Here is a 14,699-nt window from a genome sequence, read left to right as displayed (position 1 = left end):
TGCATCTTGACCGCCGCGACCACAGTCTACGCCCGCTTTCGCGAGACCGCGCTGCGCCGCGGTGAGGCCGGCTTCCTCAACGTGCTGCCGGAGACCGCCGGCATTTACGGCATCGCAGCCGGCGAGCTCTCCTACGGCGCGATGCTCGCGCGGATCGAGGCCCGGCGGCAGGCGTTCACGGACCGCGGCTATGGCGAAGGACACAGGGTCGGGCTTCTGCTCCAGAACCGGCCGGTGTTCATCGAGCTGTGGTTCGCGCTGAACGCGCTTGGCGTCTCCGTGGTGCCGATCAATCCCGATCTGCGCATGAGCGAGCTCGAATACATCATCTCCCATTCCGAGATGAATGCCGCCTTCGTTCTCGCCGAGCGCTGCGCCGAGGTGGCCACGGCGGCGCGCCAGGCGGGCCGGCCGATCCCAGTCGTCACCGACGACAGCGACATTCCCGCGCCTTATGACGGTGCACGGCCGCGGCGTCCGGCCGACGGTTCGACCGAATGCGCGCTGCTCTACACGTCCGGCACGACGGGGCAACCGAAAGGCTGCGTTCTCACCAACGAATATTTCCTGCACAGCGGAAACTGGTATCGCGACGCCGGCGGGCTGATCGACCTGAAGCCAGATGGCGAGCGCATGATCACGCCGCTGCCACTGTTCCACATGAACGCGATGGCGGTCTCGTTGATGGCGATGGTCTCGGTCGGCGGCAGCCTGACCATGCTCGATCGATTTCACCCGCGCAGCTGGTGGGCCTCGGTCAGGGAGAGCCGGGCCACGTGCCTGCACTATCTCGGCGTCATGCCCTCGATGCTGATGAGTGCCGCGCCGTCCGAACAGGACTGGCAGCACAATGTGCGCTTCGGGTTCGGCGCCGGCGTCGACAAGCTGCTCCATGCGCCCTTCGAGGCGCGCTTTGGCTTCCCGCTGATCGAGGCCTGGGCGATGACCGAGACCGGCAGTGGCGGCGTGATCGCCGCCAACCTTGAGCCGCGCAAGGTCGGCACCAGCTGCTTCGGCCGCCCGGCCCCTGAGATCGAGACTCGCATCGTCGATGACCGCGGCGTCGATACGCCAGGGCAAACGCCGGGCGAGCTGCTGGTGCGGCGGGCCGGCGCGGACCCGCGCTATGGCTTCTTCCGGGAATACCTCAAGAACCCCGAGGCCACGGCGGAGGCCTGGGCCGGAGGCTGGCTGCACACCGGCGATGTCGTCTCGCGCGATGCGGATGGCGACCTGCATTTCGTCGACCGCAAGAAAAACGTCATCCGCCGCTCCGGCGAGAACATCGCCGCGGTCGAGGTCGAATCCGTCCTCAATCGTCATCCCGCGATCCGGCAGGCCGCGATTGCGCCAACCCCGGATCAGGTGCGCGGCGACGAGGTCGCGGCCGTCATCATCGCCGAGCAGGCCGGCGCCGACCGCGCGCTTGCCGAGGCCATCGTGCGCTGGAGCCTGGAGCAGATGGCCTATTACAAGGCGCCCGGCTGGATCTGCTTCGTCGAGCGGCTGCCGCTCACCGCAACCGAGAAGATCCAGCGCGGCGGCTTGAAGGATCTCGTCGCCAGGCTGATGCAGGACGGCGCGTTCTTCGATCTCCGCGAGATGAAGCGGCGGCAGGTCTGACCCGAAAAGCCCGTAGGACAGCGATCATGAGCCAGACCCGCACCACACTCATCACCGGCGGAAATTCCGGGATCGGCGAAGCGCTGGCGAGGAGGCTGGTCGACAAGGGGCAGCGCGTCGTCTCGGTGGGGCTGGAGAAGCCGGGCTGGACGCACGATCTGCTCGCGGCCTATTGCGCGGACCTGACGAGCCTTGAGGAGACGCGGGCCATCGCGCAGGAGATCGGCGCCAACCACGCGATCGACTGCCTCGTGCACAATGCCGGCATCATCCTGCCGAACCTCTTGCCCGATGCGAACCCCGAAGACATCCTGGAGCTCGCGCAGCTGCATCTCGGCGCACCGATGCTCCTGACCCAGGCCGCCTTGGAAGGCATGATCTCGCGCCGTTTCGGCCGCATCGTGTTCGTCAGCTCGCGCGCGGCGATGGGCGCCGTGACCCGCTCGGCCTATTCCGCCACCAAGGCCGGCGTGCACGGCATGGCGCGGACATGGGCGCTGGAGCTGGCGTCCAGCGGCATCACGGTCAACGTCGTCGCGCCGGGCCCGATCCTGACCGACAATTTCTGGGGCATCATCCCCAAAGATTCCGAGCGGCAGGAGCGAATGGCGCGTAACGTCCCGGTCGGCCGCCTCGGTGCGCGCGAGGACGTGGCGCACGCGGTCGAATTCTTCCTCGACGAGCGCTCGGATTTCGTGACCGGACAGGTGCTGTATGTCTGCGGCGGCACCAGCCTCGTCGGTCTCGGCCCCTGATGGATCAGATCTGGTTCTGCTTGATGTTTTCGACCATCCTGGCGAGCACCCGCGCGCAGATTTCGATCTCGTCCGGATCGATGCCGGCGGTCAGCCGCTCATAGTTCTTTTCCATGATGGGCCAGATCTTGCGCAGCAGAGCCTCGCCGTCCGGCGTCAACGCCACCACCCGGCGGCGCTGGTCGTCCTCGGCGATCTCGCGCTTGACGAGACCTGAGGACACCATCGACTCGACCATCCTGCTGGCGGTCGACTGCTCGGTCACGGCGAGAACGGCGACCTCGTTGACGGTGAGAGTCTTGTAGATGAACAGGATCGACAGCGTTCGAAACACGACGTTGTTGATACCGTGCTCGCTGAGATCGCGGTTCTGGTCGAGGTTCCAGCGATTTGCCAGCCGATTGAACAGATAAGGGATGTAGGCTTGCAGCTGGTCCCTTGATCGCGGCGGACCGGACTTCCACCTGCTCTTGGATTCTTTCGCCATTATCGCTTGCGACTTTGCTTCTTGCTCTGGGTACGAATTTTTGCCGAAAGAGACCGCAGCACCGACAGCGCGGTATCCAGTTCATCGGCCGAAATGGTCTCGAGCCTTTGGCTGAGATGTCTCTTGTGCATGTCGGCGGCCTTCTGGAACAGGGCTTCGCCCTTCGGCGTGAGGCGGACGATGAAGGACCGGCGATCCTCGCTGGACATTTCCTTGCTGATGAGATCATCGGCCAGGAGACGCTGCACCAAACCCGAGACGTTGCCGCCGGAAACCTTCAGGTTCTGCGACAACTGCCCGAGCGCGAGGCCGTTCCTGTCGCGGTCGAGTTGGGCCAGCACGTCGAACTTCGCCAATGACAAGCCGAACTCCGAGATCAGGAGCGCGTTCAGCGACGCGAAGATGTCACCGTGCAGCGACAGCAGCTGCAGCCAGAGCCGGGTCTCGATCTGCCCGGGGGGGACCATGTTCTCTTTGAGTGCTGCCGGCATTGCGTGACCAGGGGTCCGGGTTCGTCTGACGGAGGTATTCCGAAGGTCGTCGGCCCCGATTAGCGCACCGGGAATCGCAGTCAAGCAGCTCGATTCTGATCCGCGTCAGCTTGGACGGCAATCCGGCGCTAAGGTCAATCTCATGAGGCGAAGCTCTTGATGGTCTGGATCACGCCGTCGAGCTGCTTGCCCGGGCCGTCCTTCAGCGCCGCCTCCCGCAGGCGGCGCGCCCAGTCGGCGGCATCCTCGCGTTGCGCAACCAGCGTGATCGCGGCCAGCGTCCTGTCGAACTTCGACAGGCCGCGGCTGTGGGTATCGGAATAGCCCTTGACCAGCCGGCGGCATTGCAGGATCTCGACGCCGAGCTGGTAATTGGTGCGGACCGCCGCGGTGGCAGCCTTGAGCCATTCATCGCGATGCGCCGTCTCGATGGCGTGACGGCGCGAGCGGCGGCGCAGGCCCCGAAGTCCGCCCACGACATAGAGCGCGAGAAACCAGGGCAGCGAATAGGTCCGCACCCGGCGTCCCTTGTTGACGCGGCGATCGAGCCATCCCATCAGGCGCGGCTTGGTCTCGAGCCAGCGACCAAAGCCCGCGGGGAGCACTCCCATGACCTCTTCCATGCGGGGGTGCATGAATTCGGTGGTCTGCAGCACCTGACCTTGCGTCAGTTCCAGCTCGCCCTCGATCCGCGCGCGGCGCGCCGAGCGTGTCTTGAGGTCGGCAACGCGAATGACATCGTCATAGGTCATGGCATTGGCGAGGTACTTTGCAGCCATCCGTGTGAAGGCAAAGCCTCTGTCCGCGCCACCGGCGCTGCGATCGACGGCGTGCAGCCCACTGAGGATGTCGAGATATTCGGCGCCGTAAGCGATGTCCTGGAAGTCGACCACCTTTTTCAGCCCGGCGTAGGCCAGGTCGCGTGCGGGCTCCGGCAGCTCTTGTTTCAGCCGTTCGAGCAGTTTGGCCAGCCGGGGATCGAAGCGCGCAGGCGAGGGGCTTTGCTTGTTTTTCTCCGGCCGGGGGGCTGCGGCGACATCGGGCGCCCCGATGCGGACACGTTCAAAAGCGGCTTCGAAGGTGCCAACGCTCGCTCCCTTCTCGCCGGCGCGAATTACCGCGAGATAGCTGTCGCGGTCGAACGGCAGCACGCTTGTGGCGGCGAGCGCGCCGAACATCGCAGCGGAAATGACGCTGCCATGTGCGATGGCCAGGGCGTTCATGTCGAAGATGATTTCGGCCTTGGCGGCAACACCGATCGCCCCTCGCACGGCCCCGTCGTCGGCGATGCCGTCGCCCGGCGCGATCTTCTCGCCGATGGCAAAGGACCGGTGATTGGAGGCGATCAAGGTGGTGCGGTCCGGCGTGACCAGGCCGCGCAGGATCGAGCGTCCCGCTTCCATGAATTCGGCGGCCATCACGACGTCGACATCGCCGGGGGTCGGCATCAGCGACAGGATCGGCTTGCGCCCATCGACAGGCGGCATCGCCTCGATGTAATAGATCGTGGCGCCGGTCCGCTGCGCGACGCCGGGCACCGAGGTCGACTGCGCGACCCAGCCATGATTCTCCGCGAGCTGGACGATCCAGTCGGTCAGCACGCCGCCACCCTGGCCGCCCATGGCGAGGATCGCGATCGAGATCGGGCGCTCGGTCGCTTCGCCGGCCGCGGGAAGCGCAAGTCGAACCGTCTCGTCTCTCATGTCAGCGCCTCGAGCGCCGGTCGGCGGCGTTCGCGCCGCCGTTGCAGCCAGCCGATCACCGTCATCGCGATGTTCGACTTGAACCTGTCCCAGCGGGTCGGATTGTGAATGACGTCGGCGCGGTAGAACGAGGGACACAGCACGGCGGCCTCGGCGACTTCGCCGCAATTGCCGCAGCCGACACAGGAATTGTCGATCGCGGCGACCGGATCGTCGCGCAGGGGGTCGTCGAGCTGTTTCACCGAGAGGGATGGGCAGCCCGACAGGCGGATGCAGGCGTGGTCGCCCGTGCAGACGTCTTCATCGACACCGAAGCGCTCTTTGACGATGCGCAGCCCGTCCTTGATCGCCTTGCTCGTCTGCGGCTTCACGCGCCGCTGCTTGTTCAGCATGCATTCGGACGAGGCGACGATGACCTTGGGACCCTCATCCTTCGTCGTCAGCGCCTCCTTCAGCGTGTCGCGCATCCTGCCGACGTCATAGGTGCGGTCAATCTGCCGCACCCATTGGGCACCGATGCCTTTCACGGCCTGCACGATCGAATTGTTGGTCTTGCGCCGCTTGTTGGCTGCGCGGGACGACAGGATGTCCTGGCCGCCGGTTGCCGAGGTGTAAAAATTGTCGACGATGACGAATACACCGTCATGCTTGTTGAAGACGGCGTTGCCGATGCCGCTGGTCAGCCCGTTGTGCCAGAAACCACCGTCGCCCATGACCGCGATCGAGCGCTTATCGGCCTTGACGTTGAATGCGGAGGTCGAGGCCGGACCGAGGCCGAAGCCCATCGTCGTCGCACCGATGTTGAAGGGCGGCAGGATCGAGAACAGATGGCAGCCGATGTCGGCCGAGACGTGGTGCTCGCCGAGTTCTTCTTCCACCAGCTTCATCGCGGCGAAGATCGGCCGTTCCGGGCAGCCGGTGCACAGGCCCGGCGGCCGGGCCGGCACGACCTGCTTGAGCTTCTCGACGGCCGGATGATTGAGCACCGGAACAGCGTCCGGCGCCGGTGGCCTGTTGCCGAGCAATCTCGGCTCCGTCTTCTCGAGGAATTCCCTGACACCGCCGAGCAGGACCTGCGCGGTGTAGTCGCCGCCCATCGGCAGCACGTCCTTGCCGTGGACGCGCGCCTGGATGTCCTTGCGCCGCAGCACGGTATTGATCGCCTGCTCCAGATATTCCGGCTGGCCTTCCTCGACGATCAGGACGGCGTCCTTGTCGAGGCAGAACTCCGCGACTTCCGTGTCGATCACGGGGTAAGTGACGTTCATGACGTAAAGCGGGATCTGCGTATCGCCGTAGGCATCCGAGAGCCCGAGATATTGCAGCGCGCGGATGACATTGTTGTACATGCCGCCCTGCATGATGATGCCGACCTTGCCGCGCTTCGGTCCCATCCATTCGTTTAGCTTGTTGTCGCGGATGAAGCCGATCGCCGCGGGCATGCGCGTCTTGATCTTCTCCTGCTCATGCTCATAGGCCGCCGGCGGCAGCACGATGCGGCCGACGTCGCGCCTGGGATTATTGAGCGCGTCCTTGATGGTGTGCGCCGGCCTGACATTGTCCTTGCAGGCGAAGCTCCCATGCATGTGGCAGGCGCGAACGCGGACCTCCAGCATCACGGGCGTGTTCGAGCATTCCGAGAGCTCAAAACCCTTCTCGATCAGGTTGACGATGCATTCGTGGTCGGGCCGCGGATCGAGCAGCCACATCTGCGATTTCATGGCGAAGGCGTGGGTGCGCTCCTGCATGATGGAGGAGCCTTCGCCGTAATCTTCGCCGACGATGATCATGGTGCCGCCGGTGACGCCGCCGGAGGCGAGATTGGCGAGCGCATCGGAGGCGACATTGGTGCCGACCGTGGACTTCCAGGCGACCGCGCCCCGCAGCGGATACATCACCGATGCGGAGAGCATCGCCGCGGCGGCCGCTTCGTTGGCCGAGCTCTGAAACACGACGCCGAGATCGTCGAGCACGTCCTTGGCGTCGGCCAGCACGTCCATCAGATGCGAGATCGGCGAGCCCTGGTAGCCGCCGACATAGGCCACACCGGATTGCAGCAGCGCCTTGGTGATGGCGAGGATGCCTTCGCCGCGAAAGGTGTCGCCCGCGCCGAGCCGGAGATCTTCGACCTCGCGAGCGAAAGACCGTTCAGCCATTGCGTCCTCCAGAAATATGCATTACCATAATTTTACATATGAAGTAAGTCAACGCTCGGACATGCCGCCATCCCAGTTCGGGCGCGGTCGTGACCAGCGACTGGGTAGGACCGATGCTCAAGCTGCCTCGCGTCAAGGCTGCCGCCATGCAGGCTTCATTTCGGCATCTTAGCGCGAGCGCAATGGCCGACAAGCCGGCGCAAGTCTCGTTGGCCTGCCGTGACGATGTTCCCGGCCATCTCCGTTTGGAACTGGATGGTCGATCCCTGGCCATCAATGGATGGCACGCTTCGATCCAACGAACGCCCTAAGACGCCACGACACAGGACTTGGAGCACAGGACTTGGAGGATGAGATGCGCGACAACGTGATCGGCCGGGCCAATGTCGAGGACACTCCGGAGCTCAAGGCCTACTACAAGGATCTCGAGAAATATGAAGCCGGTGCGTTGTGGACGGTCGCCAACAAGATTGAGCCATGGCAGCCGCAATCGGCGTCCGTTCCCGTGCTCTGGCGTTACGGCGATCTGCGCGAACATGTGCTGCGCTCGGTCGAGCTGGTCTCTCCCGAAAAAGCCGGGCGTCGGGTGATCTATCTCAACAATCCCGGTCGTCGCGACGTATCGGCAGCCGTCGGCTGGCTCTATTCGGGCTTGCAGGTCATGCATCCCGGCGAGGTCGCCTCGGCCCACGCGCACTCGGCTTCGGCCCTGCGCTTCATCATGGAAGGCTCGGGTGCTTACACCGTCGTCGATGGGCACAAGATGACGTTAGGGGCCCGCGATTTCGTGCTCACACCAAACGGCACCTGGCACGAGCATGGGGTCGACGCAGGCGGCTCGGTCTGCATCTGGCAGGACGGGCTCGACATCCCGCTCGTCAACGCGCTCGAAGCCAATTTCTTCGTGGTGCATCCCAACATCCAGCAGGAAGAGTCCGGCTATCCCGTCGACGACATGACCAAGACCTGGGGCAACCCCGGGCTTCGCCCAGTGAACGCGCCGTGGTCGAAGGGCTATTCGCCGATGTTCAAATATGAGTGGGAGCCGACCTACGAAGCCCTGCAGAAATATGCGGCTGCGACCGACGGCTCGCCTTACGACGGCATCCTCATGAACTACGTCAATCCGATCACCGGCGGGCATGTGATGCAGACGATCGGCGCGAGCATGCAAATGCTGCGGCCGGGCGAGAAGACGACATCGCACCGGCATACCGGAAGCTTCATCTACCAGGTCGCCAAGGGCCGCGGCTATTCCGTCATCGCAGGCAAGCGCTTCGAATGGCAGGAGCGCGACACCTTCTGCGTTCCGTCCTGGGCCTGGCACGAGCACGGCAATGCCTCCATGAGCGAGGACGCCTGCCTGTTCTGCTTCAACGACCTGCCTGTGATCGAAGGTCTCGGCCTCTATCGGGAAGAAGCCTATGGCGACAATGCCGGCCATCAGCCGGCAGTCGCCTGACGTCACGTGCTCGCACAGAATTTCAACGGAAAGAGTCGGATCAAGCTTCCATGCGTCTCGTGACCTATACCTTCGGCTCCGGCGGTGCCCGCCTTGGGGCGCTCGTCAACGGGCTGGTCGTCGATGTCGAGCGCCTCGGCGCATCGTCCGGTCTGGCATGGCCGAACGACATGCTGTCGTTCATCGACAACAACGCGACGCTGTTGCCGGCGCTCAGGGGTGGCCTCGAAAGCGCCAATGGGCGCTTGCCGGCCGGCGCTGCCGTTCCCCTCGAGGACGTGAAGCTGCAGGCGCCAATCCCACGGCCGCGCAAGAACATCTTCGGCATCGGGCTGAACTATCGCGCGCATGTCGCGGAGTCCGCCAAGAACCTGGACACCGACAAGGATCTGCCGAAACAGCCGGTCGTCTTCTCCAAGCCGCCGACCTCCGTGATCGGTCCGGGCGCGGCGATCCAGCACAATGCGAAGATGACGCAGCAGCTCGACTGGGAGGTCGAGCTTGCCGTCATCATCGGCAGGACCGCGACCCGCATCACGGCCGAGAAGGCGATGGCCCACGTGTTCGGCTATTCGGTGATGATCGACATTTCCGCGCGCGACAATCGCCGCGCCGGCCAGTGGATCTTTTCCAAGGGCATGGACACTTATGCGCCGTTCGGTCCCTGCATCGTGACGGCGGACGAGATTGCCGATCCACATGACCTGCGGCTGTGGCTGACCAAGAACGGGGTCACGAAGCAGGACTCCAACACCAAGTACATGATCTTCGATGTTCCGGCCCTGATTGCCGACATTTCGTCCGGAATGACGCTGGAGCCGGGCGACATCATCGCGACGGGAACGCCGGAAGGGGTGGGCGCAGGCATGACTCCGCAGGAATGGCTGTGGCCGGGCGACGTGGTGGAGGCCGGGGTCGACGGCGTCGGTATCATCCGGCACCCCGTCGTCGCGATCTGATGACGGCGTTCTCGTTCGACCGCAAGCTGCGGTTCGCGGACTGCGATCCCTCCGGAATCGCCTACTTCCCGTCCTATCTGAACATGCTCAACGGAGTCGTCGAGGATTTCTGGGAGGCGATCGGATTTCCCTGGCCCGGATTGATCACGCTCCGCAAGATCGGCACGCCCACCGTGCATCTGGCTTGCGATTTCTCCCGGCCGTCGATGTTCGGCGACCTCTTGACGTTCAAGCTGCGCATCGGCCGGGTGGGTGGATCATCGCTGCATTTGGCTCATGTCGTCTCGGGCGCGGACGGCCTGCGCTGGCGTGCCCGCCAGATCCTTGCCGCAACCTCGCTCGTGGATCACCACGCCCTTCCGTGGCCCGACGATGTTCGGGCTGCGCTTGTCGCGCATCTGAATGTCGATGAGGAAACTGAAGCAGCGCCATCATGATCTCCTTGTTCATGACATTCGTCGACCCGACGGGCGAACGGCGCGTCGGATCGGACGCACTGGACGCCGCCGCGGCGCTGGTCGGAGCGATCCCGGAGATGACCGAGGGCCTGCTGTTCACGCCGCTGCAGCAATCGGTCGACCATCCCTACAAGGCCGACGGTCCGGGGCCAGCCTTCGCGCTGCAATTGCGGTTTCCGGATCTGTTCGCTTGTGAAGCTGCGCTGGGGCGCGACGGAGCGCTCGCCAGCCTCGCGACTGGCGGCGGACAATCAAGCCTCACCGGATTGGACGTAACCCACCAGGTGATGCTGACACGCTCCTTTCCGGTCGATGTCGCCGCGCATCCCCCCGGCACGGCGAACCCATGCAGCTATCTCGTGCACTATCCCGGGTCGGCGGACGACATCAACGCCTGGCATTTGCACTATCTCGAGCATCACCCCTCGATCATGCGGACCTTCCCGGACGTCCGCCAGATCGAGATCTATACCCGGATCGATTGGGTCGACCGGCTGCCGTCGCGGCGGGTCGAGCACATGCAGCGAAACAAGCTGGTGTTCGACAGCCCGGCGGCGCTCTCGCGCGCGCTAAGCTCCGACGTGATCAATCGCATGCGCGCAGACTTCATCCAGTTTCCGCCGTTCGCAGGCGGCAACAAGCATTTTCCGATGCTGACGCGAACGGTTGCATCTAAATCTTAGAGCCGCGAGCGCACGCAAAGGGGACATCGGCGGACAACGTCAAATAGAGCAGGCAGCTCCGCCCGAGAGGCGGCCGAGATAATCGTCCAAGGCTTCGTCGGCATGAATATCGGCCACGGTGCAACAAGCAGCGGTACGTCCGTCCGCGCGGCCGACGCAAGAACGCGCCACGCTGCGGTAACCTGACGCTTGCTGCGGCTAGAAAGCAAGATGACAACTTGCGGCCATGGTGGCAGAATGGTGGCAGACGTGGTTTGAAGTTAGGCGACCAAGAACAACGAAGAAAAAGCGATCGCCCCGGTCACGTCGTCCAAGGGAGGAGATGGCTCATGAAACGCATGTTTCTGGGGTTAATCGCCGTTGCCCTGATCGCTTCGGCGTTTGTCGTATCCACCACTGCAGTCATGGCGCAGACGAAAGTGTTGAAGATGCAGGCCACATGGCCGGCGTCGCTCACGCTCTATGACAACTTCACCTATTTCGCCGACCGGGTGAACAAGCTGTCGGCTGGCGCGCTGAAGATCGAGGCAATGCCCGCTGGCCAAGTCGTGCCGGCGTTCGAGGTGCTGGACGCAACCCACAAGAGGGTGCTCGACGGAGCGCATGCGTGGGCCGGCTACTGGACCGGCAAGAACAAGGCCGCGATCCTGTTCACCGGCGGTCCCGGCGGCACCTTCGGCATGGACTTCATGGACGTGATGGGTTGGCTCTATCACGGCGGCGGCCTCGACCTATACAATGAGTTCTATCAGAAGGAGCTCAAGCTCAACCTCGTCGTGTTCCCCATCCTGCCTGCAGGGCCGCAGGCGTTCGGCTGGTTCAAGAAGCCGATCCAGACGGTAGAGGACATGAAGGGCATGAAATGCCGCCAGACCGGCATGGCCGGCGAAGTGTGGCAGGCCCTCGGCTTCACGGTGGTCAACATGCCGGGCGGAGAAATCATTCCCTCTGCGCAACGCGGCGTGATCGATTGCGCAGAATGGGTCGGCGGCATCGAGGACCTGCAGCTCGGCTTCCACAACGTCTGGAAGTACCATTATTCGCCTGGCTTGCATGAGAACGTGACGATCGGCGAAATCGTTATCAACGGCGATGTGTGGAAGGAGCTCAGCCCGCAGCATCAGGAGATCATCAAGTCGGCGGCCAACGAGACATTCCTGGTCTGGTGGACCAAGTGGCAGCGCCAGAACGCCGATGCGCTGATCGAGATGCAGCAGAAGCACGGCGTGCAGATCCTGCGCACGCCGACGGAGATCCTGCTGGCCTTCATCAAGAAGTGGGACGAGATCGCGGCGGCCGAGAGCGCCAAGAACCCGTTCTTCAAGAAGGTGCACGACTCGCAGAAGGCTTATGCCAGCGCTGTGGTGCCGTACAAGCGGTCCTATTTCCCGCCGTACTCCTTCATGGCGAACTACTACTTCCCTCTCGAGAAATAGGGCTTCCTCCGAGGGCGGCCGGTCAGGCCGCCCTCCATTGATGCGGCTCATGCGCCCGCTTTGCGTCGCGCCGCAAATGCGCCGCCCGGACAGTCAAGGGAAGGGGCGAGGGATGGCTGAGATAACAGGCAGGCAGCCGCCGGCACTGCTGGCCATAATCAGGATCATCGACGGCTTCACAGACCGGACCGGCACGATCATCTCGTGGCTGTCGGTGCCGCTGGTCCTGGCCGTCGCTTACGAGGTTGGGGCGCGTTACCTGTTCAACGCGCCGACGATCTGGGTCTATGACGCAACCTACATGCTCTACGGCTCGCTGTTCATGCTCGGCGCCGCCTACGCGCTGCACAAGGGCGCTCATATCCGCACCGACTTCTTCTGGGAGAAGTTCTCGATCCGCAGGAAGGGCTGGATCGATACGATCTCCTATGTCGTCTTCTTCTTCCCGAGCCTGATCATGCTGTTCCTGATCAGCTGGAACGAATTCCACTACGCCTGGCTGATCAACGAGACTTCGGACCAGACGCCGTGGCGGCCCGTGCTGTGGCCGTTCAAGTTCATCGTGCCGTTCGCCTGCCTCCTGCTGCTGATCCAGGGCGTGTCCGAACTGATCAAGAGCATCTACATGGCGCGCACCGGCGTCGAGCTCGAGCACAAGGAGAAGGTCGAGATATGACCGCAGAAGCGCTCATCGGCGTCGTCATGCTGCTGGTGCTGCTCGGCGCGATCTTCATCGGTGTGCCGATCTCGTTCACGTTGTTGTTTCTCGCCTTTTCGTTCGGCTACTGGGGCATGGGCGCGACGGTCTTCGAGCTTGGTTACTTCCAGACCATCGGCATGATGAAGGAAGAACTCCTCGCCGCCGTGCCGCTGTTCATCTTCATGGGCTTCATCACCGAGCAGGCGGGACTCATGGAACGCCTTTTTACGGCGTTCCGCATGATGCTTGCGCCGGTGCGCGGCGCACTCTTCCTCGTCGTCATCCTGACCTCGACCGTGTTCGCGATGGCGACAGGCATCGTCGGCGCAGCCGTGACCGTTCTTGGCATCATGGCCTCGCCGATCATGACCAAGGCGGGATATGACGCCAAGCTTTCAGCGGGCACCATCACGGCGGGCGGCACGCTCGGCATTCTCATTCCCCCGTCCGTCATGCTGATCGTGATGGGCCCGGTGCTCGGGGTGTCGGTCGCCGATCTCTATGCTGCAGCCTTCGGGCCGGGCTTCCTGCTGGCCGGCATCTACATCGTCTATCTGATGGGCCGCGCCTTCCTGAATCCCAAACTAGGGCCGCCGGTGCCAAAGGATGAGCGGATCTACTCCGTTGGCTACATTGCGCGCGAGGTGATTGTCGGCACGCTGCCGCTGCTCGGGCTTATTACGGCGACGCTCGGCTCGATCATCGGGGGTCTTGCGACGCCGACGGAGGCCGCTGGCATCGGCAGCGTCGGCGCTCTGGTGCTGGCCATCGCATATGGCAAGTTCTCGTTCGCCGGACTGCAGCGCGCGCTGACCTCGACAATGGCGACGTCGAGCATGGTCCTGCTGCTGGCGGTCACATCGAACATCTTCGGTGCGGTGTTCGCTCGCCTCGGCTCGGCGAACTGGATCACCGAGACGATGCTCGGCCTGCAGTTGCCGCCGAGCTTCATGCTGATTGTCGTGCTCTTTCTCATTTTTCTGCTGGGTTGGCCGTTTGAGTGGCCAGCCATCATCCTGGTGTTCCTGCCCATCTTCTATCCCGTTGTGAAGGGCATGGGCATCGACCTCATATGGTTCGGAGCGTTGGTTGCGGTGGTGCTGCAGACCGCCTTTCTGTCGCCGCCGGTCGCCATGTCGGCGTACTATCTCAAGCAGGTGGTCAAGGGCTGGAGTCTCGCGACGATTTATGCCGGCATGTTCCAGTTCATGATCCTGCAGGTGTTATGCGTTGCGCTTATGATCGCTTTGCCCGGCATTTCGACCTGGTTCCCGCAGACGCTGCACGAGACGTCGCGCAGTCAGGTCATCCCCGAGGAGTACAGGAAAATCCTGGAGCAGCAGAAGCAGGCACCCTCCCTGGAAGACGAGGATTGGTTGACACCAAAAAAGAAGTAGCCGCACGTCTGCGTGCGCTGCGCTACTCAAGGATTACGGATTTATGACGGTGGGGATGTCGATCCATCTCATCCCTCCATCGAATTGAACACTTGGCAGAAGAAAGGGGCCATATCGGTCGGTATCCGAGCGTGGAATACATTTTCTGCCGTGTGTGTACCGTTTCACATCTTGTACGTGAAACGATGCTACCGTTGGCCTGAAAGTCCCGTTTATTTCCGGCCCAACGTCAGCATTTTTTTGGCAATTGTAGTTCTAGGGGCTCGTAAATGAGTAGTCGTGATCGGGTCTGCGACCGCATGGTCATTCTGCACCAACGTGTCTGGTCGCTCAATTCTCAGCTTGCAGAGCTTCGAACCCTTAGCGCTCGGGTGCAAAAGGCGTTGGAA

The 14,699-nt window shown here is 63.2% G+C and carries 13 protein-coding genes; 9 read left to right on the top strand and 4 right to left on the bottom strand.

Annotated features, from left to right (window positions below; genetic code table 11):
- Positions 1-6 precede the first annotated feature (6 nt).
- Together BLV07_RS16965 and BLV07_RS16960 are read left to right on the top strand one after the other, a co-directional pair.
- Entirely contained in the window at positions 7-1,623 is a 1,617-nt protein-coding gene (locus BLV07_RS16965) for an ATP-dependent acyl-CoA ligase (RefSeq protein ID WP_176945584.1), read from the top strand.
- Between the two features lie 26 nt (positions 1,624-1,649).
- Complete coding sequence (locus tag BLV07_RS16960) at positions 1,650-2,378, top strand: SDR family NAD(P)-dependent oxidoreductase (protein ID WP_091887571.1); 729 nt, start codon at positions 1,650-1,652, stop codon at positions 2,376-2,378.
- A 4-nt stretch (positions 2,379-2,382) separates the two neighbouring features.
- On the opposite strand, the gene BLV07_RS16955 is transcribed toward BLV07_RS16960, so the two are convergent.
- The 4 genes from BLV07_RS16955 to BLV07_RS16940 form a co-directional block, all read right to left on the bottom strand.
- Positions 2,383-2,865 carry a MarR family winged helix-turn-helix transcriptional regulator gene (locus tag BLV07_RS16955; RefSeq protein WP_091887570.1) on the bottom strand — a complete coding sequence of 161 codons (483 nt, stop codon included), beginning with the start codon at positions 2,863-2,865 and terminating at the stop codon, positions 2,383-2,385.
- Positions 2,865-3,332 carry a MarR family winged helix-turn-helix transcriptional regulator gene (locus BLV07_RS16950; RefSeq protein ID WP_244551132.1) on the bottom strand — a complete coding sequence of 156 codons (468 nt, stop codon included), beginning with the start codon at positions 3,330-3,332 and terminating at the stop codon, positions 2,865-2,867. Before BLV07_RS16950 ends, BLV07_RS16955 begins: the two co-directional genes overlap by 1 nt.
- A gap of 164 nt (positions 3,333-3,496) precedes the next feature.
- Positions 3,497-5,059: an indolepyruvate oxidoreductase subunit beta family protein gene (locus tag BLV07_RS16945; RefSeq protein ID WP_091887565.1), complete on the bottom strand. Its 1,563-nt coding sequence runs from the start codon at positions 5,057-5,059 to the stop codon at positions 3,497-3,499.
- A complete protein-coding gene (locus BLV07_RS16940; RefSeq protein ID WP_091887562.1) occupies positions 5,056-7,215 on the bottom strand; it encodes a thiamine pyrophosphate-dependent enzyme in 2,160 nt (719 codons plus the stop codon). The genes BLV07_RS16945 and BLV07_RS16940 overlap by 4 nt, the downstream gene beginning before the upstream one ends.
- Before the next feature lie 355 nt (positions 7,216-7,570).
- Here BLV07_RS16940 and BLV07_RS16935 point away from each other — a divergent pair, with 355 nt between their 5' ends.
- The 7 genes from BLV07_RS16935 (at position 7,571) to BLV07_RS16905 (ending at position 14,310) form a co-directional block, all read left to right on the top strand.
- On the top strand, positions 7,571-8,677 hold the full coding sequence (locus BLV07_RS16935) for a cupin domain-containing protein (RefSeq protein ID WP_091887560.1): 1,107 nt from the start codon (positions 7,571-7,573) through the stop codon (positions 8,675-8,677).
- Between the two features lie 50 nt (positions 8,678-8,727).
- On the top strand, positions 8,728-9,636 hold the full coding sequence (locus BLV07_RS16930) for a fumarylacetoacetate hydrolase family protein (RefSeq protein WP_091887558.1): 909 nt from the start codon (positions 8,728-8,730) through the stop codon (positions 9,634-9,636).
- Positions 9,636-10,073: an acyl-CoA thioesterase gene (locus BLV07_RS16925; RefSeq protein ID WP_091887556.1), complete on the top strand. Its 438-nt coding sequence runs from the start codon at positions 9,636-9,638 to the stop codon at positions 10,071-10,073. The genes BLV07_RS16930 and BLV07_RS16925 overlap by 1 nt, the downstream gene beginning before the upstream one ends.
- A complete protein-coding gene (locus BLV07_RS16920) occupies positions 10,070-10,777 on the top strand; it encodes a hypothetical protein (protein ID WP_091887554.1) in 708 nt (235 codons plus the stop codon). Before BLV07_RS16925 ends, BLV07_RS16920 begins: the two co-directional genes overlap by 4 nt.
- Before the next feature lie 329 nt (positions 10,778-11,106).
- Entirely contained in the window at positions 11,107-12,213 is a 1,107-nt protein-coding gene (locus tag BLV07_RS16915; protein WP_091887552.1) for a TRAP transporter substrate-binding protein, read from the top strand.
- 112 nt (positions 12,214-12,325) lie between these two features.
- On the top strand, positions 12,326-12,889 hold the full coding sequence (locus BLV07_RS16910) for a TRAP transporter small permease subunit (RefSeq protein WP_091887550.1): 564 nt from the start codon (positions 12,326-12,328) through the stop codon (positions 12,887-12,889).
- Positions 12,886-14,310, top strand: coding sequence for a TRAP transporter large permease (locus tag BLV07_RS16905; protein WP_091887548.1), 1,425 nt, complete (start codon positions 12,886-12,888; stop codon positions 14,308-14,310). The genes BLV07_RS16910 and BLV07_RS16905 overlap by 4 nt, the downstream gene beginning before the upstream one ends.
- Positions 14,311-14,699 lie beyond the last annotated feature (389 nt).

The organism is Bradyrhizobium sp. Rc2d, assembly GCF_900099855.1.
GTDB lineage: Bacteria > Pseudomonadota > Alphaproteobacteria > Rhizobiales > Xanthobacteraceae > Bradyrhizobium.
The sequence above is the reverse complement of the archived record's forward strand: the minus strand, read 5'-3'. Positions and strand labels throughout refer to the sequence as shown.

Coding starts and splice junctions, on each gene's coding strand:
- BLV07_RS16960 (WP_091887571.1), top strand. CDS start 1,650: ATGAGCCAGACCCGCACCACACTCATCACCGGCGGAAATTCCGGGATC.
- BLV07_RS16955 (WP_091887570.1), bottom strand. CDS start 2,865: ATGGCGAAAGAATCCAAGAGCAGGTGGAAGTCCGGTCCGCCGCGATCA.
- BLV07_RS16950 (WP_244551132.1), bottom strand. CDS start 3,332: ATGGTCCCCCCCGGGCAGATCGAGACCCGGCTCTGGCTGCAGCTGCTG.
- BLV07_RS16945 (WP_091887565.1), bottom strand. CDS start 5,059: ATGAGAGACGAGACGGTTCGACTTGCGCTTCCCGCGGCCGGCGAAGCG.
- BLV07_RS16940 (WP_091887562.1), bottom strand. CDS start 7,215: ATGGCTGAACGGTCTTTCGCTCGCGAGGTCGAAGATCTCCGGCTCGGC.
- BLV07_RS16935 (WP_091887560.1), top strand. CDS start 7,571: ATGCGCGACAACGTGATCGGCCGGGCCAATGTCGAGGACACTCCGGAG.
- BLV07_RS16930 (WP_091887558.1), top strand. CDS start 8,728: ATGCGTCTCGTGACCTATACCTTCGGCTCCGGCGGTGCCCGCCTTGGG.
- BLV07_RS16925 (WP_091887556.1), top strand. CDS start 9,636: ATGACGGCGTTCTCGTTCGACCGCAAGCTGCGGTTCGCGGACTGCGAT.
- BLV07_RS16920 (WP_091887554.1), top strand. CDS start 10,070: ATGATCTCCTTGTTCATGACATTCGTCGACCCGACGGGCGAACGGCGC.
- BLV07_RS16915 (WP_091887552.1), top strand. CDS start 11,107: ATGAAACGCATGTTTCTGGGGTTAATCGCCGTTGCCCTGATCGCTTCG.
- BLV07_RS16910 (WP_091887550.1), top strand. CDS start 12,326: ATGGCTGAGATAACAGGCAGGCAGCCGCCGGCACTGCTGGCCATAATC.
- BLV07_RS16905 (WP_091887548.1), top strand. CDS start 12,886: ATGACCGCAGAAGCGCTCATCGGCGTCGTCATGCTGCTGGTGCTGCTC.